This is a genomic window from Peptoniphilus indolicus ATCC 29427 (assembly GCF_000227315.1).
In the GTDB taxonomy this organism is placed as follows: domain Bacteria; phylum Bacillota; class Clostridia; order Tissierellales; family Peptoniphilaceae; genus Peptoniphilus; species Peptoniphilus indolicus.
This window is the reverse complement of the sequence record NZ_JH165061.1, coordinates 923,396-926,581: the sequence shown is the minus strand read 5'-3', so window position 1 is coordinate 926,581 and position 3,186 is coordinate 923,396. Positions and strand designations below refer to the sequence as shown.

At 26.1% G+C, this 3,186-nt stretch carries 3 protein-coding genes and 1 pseudogene; all 4 read right to left on the bottom strand.

Annotated elements, in window-relative coordinates:
• Positions 1 to 782 (bottom strand): hypothetical protein (locus HMPREF9129_RS11660; protein WP_040552299.1); only part of this gene is annotated, 782 nt, incomplete at its 3' end.
• Complete coding sequence (locus HMPREF9129_RS04215; RefSeq protein ID WP_004820689.1) at positions 775 to 1,455, bottom strand: ABC transporter ATP-binding protein; 681 nt, start codon at positions 1,453 to 1,455, stop codon at positions 775 to 777. The genes HMPREF9129_RS04215 and HMPREF9129_RS11660, both read right to left, overlap by 8 nt.
• A 98-nt stretch (positions 1,456 to 1,553) precedes the next feature.
• Positions 1,554 to 2,410, bottom strand: a pseudogene (locus HMPREF9129_RS04210) (sensor histidine kinase).
• A complete protein-coding gene (locus HMPREF9129_RS04205; RefSeq protein ID WP_004820686.1) occupies positions 2,407 to 3,063 on the bottom strand; it encodes a response regulator transcription factor in 657 nt (218 codons plus the stop codon). Before HMPREF9129_RS04205 ends, HMPREF9129_RS04210 begins: the two are co-directional and overlap by 4 nt.
• Positions 3,064 to 3,186: the final 123 nt, after the last annotated feature.

Below are 3,186 nucleotides of genomic sequence, written 5' to 3'. Positions count from 1 at the left end.
ATAAATATAAATATTACTGTTATAACTATAATTGGAAGAAGGTTAATTCCGATAAAACTCAAAGGATGTACTCCAGTTTCATCTATTTTCAAAAATCTTAATAAATTTATATTCTCTATGACTAAATTTTTTTCTCCAACTATTTTTTCTATGTCCAACTTTGTATCATATATTTTGTCTAATCGATTAACTTTTATACAAGGATAGAGTTCTTTTTCTTCTGTTAATTTTGAATATACATTTTGAATTTTTTTATCAGACTGATTTTTAAATATCCCGACTATTTTAAAAACCATTTTATTATCTTCTCTAAACTTTTCATTTTTGTTATATCCAAATGTTGGATTTATTATGTTTCCCTTTAATAATCTATCCCCTGATTGAACCTGTATATCATCTCCCAATTTAAACTTAAATCTATCCATAGTTTTTTCTGAAACTATTAATTCATTTGAGTTATCTGGAAATGTCCCACTCTTCAAGAAATCTTTTTGCATTTTAAAATAATTTTCATCGAATCTATTTATTGTAAACAAATCCGATTTATATTTTAAAGACTTTGGGTCACTTCTAAATCCTACCGATTTTATATTTTCTAAATTTTTAATCAGTTCTATCTTGTTTTCACCTATTTTAGAATACAATGTCATATGTTCAGGCATAGCTTCTACATAAGAATTATAAATTTCTAAATTTTGTGTTATTAAAATATATCCTAAAATTGAAATTACAAAAGATGCAATAAAAGTAGATATTGTTATAGAAATATTCTTTTTAGCCATTTTTCTCATCTCCGCATATTTTTCCATCTTCTATTGAAATAATTCTATCTGTTTGCAAAGCCACTCTTTCATCATGGGTAATTATGATAATTGTCTGATTTAAGCTATGATTAAAATACTTTAGAATATCTATTGTGTCTTGCGAATTTTTTCTATCCAAGTTTCCTGTTGGCTCATCAGCTAAAATAATTGATGGTTTATAAATCAAACTTCTTGCTATAGCCACTCTTTGTTGTTGCCCCCCTGATAGTTCATTTGGAAAGTTATCAAGTTTTAATTCTATTCCCAATTTTTTAACTATTTCTTCAAAAAATTTTTCATCCACCTTCCTGCCATCCAATTTTATAGGAAGTTCTATGTTATGTCTTACTGTTAAATTTGGAATGAGATTGTAAAATTGATATATCAGTCCCACCTTTCTACGTCTAAAAAGTGCTAATTCCTTTTGAGAATATTTTGAGATATTTGTACCTTCTATAAAAATTTCTCCACTTGTTGGCGTATCAACACCCCCTATGCAATGAATTAATGTAGATTTTCCAGAACCACTTGGACCCATAATAGCTAAAAATTCCCCTTTTTCAACTTTGAAACTTACATCATTTAATGCCTTTATTTTATTTTCTCCATTTCCATAGACTTTTTTTAAATTATCTACTCTCAATATTTCCATATTTATCACCTCTTGATTCTTACATAAATAATATACAACTAAAGTGATTTTAAAATGACAAAAGAGAACTTTAAGCTACTAAGTTCTCTTTTAAAATATCATTTATAAATTTTAATTTTAAAATTTGCCCCATCTTGAATATTCTCAACACTTATCTCTCCATTGTTACTTTCTATTATTACTTTAGCCATGGCTAATCCAATTCCAAATCCTTTTGAATCAGGTGTTTTATAAAATCTTTGGAATATTTTATCTTTATATTTTTTGTCTATTCCACCACCATTATCACATATATTAATTAACGTAAAATTGGATTATCTTTTACTGAAATAATTATTTTTGTGCAACTTTCCAAATCAACCGCATTTTTTAAAATATTAATTATTGCTTCATTTATCCAGTAGAAATCTCCATATATATACTCATCTGAACAGTCTTTTATTATTTCTATCTCTTTCTTATCAATTTCAGTTTCTAAAATATCTAGAGCATATTCAAATACTTCCTCAACATAAAATTTTTCCCTTTTCATTTTATCCAGCTGTGCATCTAAACTTGATAACTTAAGCAAAATTCCCACTAACGAGTTTAATCGATTTAATTGAAACTTTAACTTTTGAATTTCTCTATTTTCATAGTTTTCTCTTTCTAAAGTTTCTATATCAAGTAACATTGTCATTATAGGAGTTTTTATTTGGTGAGAAATATCTTCTACATTTTTTAATTGAGTTTTAGAATATTTTTTAAATTTTTCTTTTTCCTCTATAATTTCTAAAAATAACTTGTATATCGTATCCTCAAGAATTGAAAAATCATCTTGTTTCATCGGAATTTTATAATCTTTTTTATACAAATTATCAACTAAATTTAAAATTTCGTTTATTCTATCTCTCTTTTTATGTTCTATAAATACATATAGCAAAAATAAACTTAAAATCCAAAATACATAAATCATAATATTTCCATTCTATATCCAATTCCACGCACAGTTTTTAATAATGTCTTTGATGTTTTATTTCTTATCCGCCTAATCGTTGCTGTTAATGTGTTATCGTTGACAAATTGATTTTTATTTTCCCAAAATCTCTCTAAAAGCTGTTCTCGTGTAAATATTCTATTTGGATTTTTTATAAAAAGGCTCATCACTTCATACTCTAAACTCGTGAAATCAACTTGTTTACTTTCATAGAAAATAATAGCCTTATCCAAATCTAAAACACATTCTCCAACTTCTATTTTATTCCCAACTTTTATAGGTATGGTTCTTAAACTGGCATCAATTCTAGCTCTTAAAACACTCAAATTAAAAGGCTTTGTTAAATAGTCATCTGCTCCTTTATCAAGAGCTTCCACTATAAAATTTTCATCATCTTTTACTGTTGCTATTATCACTCTTGTATTTCTATCTTTTAATTTCTTCAAAAGAATTATTCCAGATTCATCCGGTAAATTTAAGTCCAATATAGCTAAATCAAAATTCTCATCAAGCTTAGTGATAGCTTCTGTGTATGAATATGCAGTTGTAGTCTGATACCCTTTCGAATCTAAAAAAGATTTAATTGAATCACTTATTTGTCTATCATCTTCTATCAATAGTATTTTATTCATAGTTTTCCTCTCTTTTTATTGAGTCAATAATAACATAGCACTTTCAAATAAAAAAGGTCTCTGCTTTTTTATTTAATTTCTCAAATGTACTTTTATAATTGCTAATTATCTTTATATGATAAA

Coding starts and splice junctions, on each gene's coding strand:
- HMPREF9129_RS04215 (WP_004820689.1), bottom strand. CDS start 1,455: ATGGAAATATTGAGAGTAGATAATTTAAAAAAAGTCTATGGAAATGGA.
- HMPREF9129_RS04205 (WP_004820686.1), bottom strand. CDS start 3,063: ATGAATAAAATACTATTGATAGAAGATGATAGACAAATAAGTGATTCA.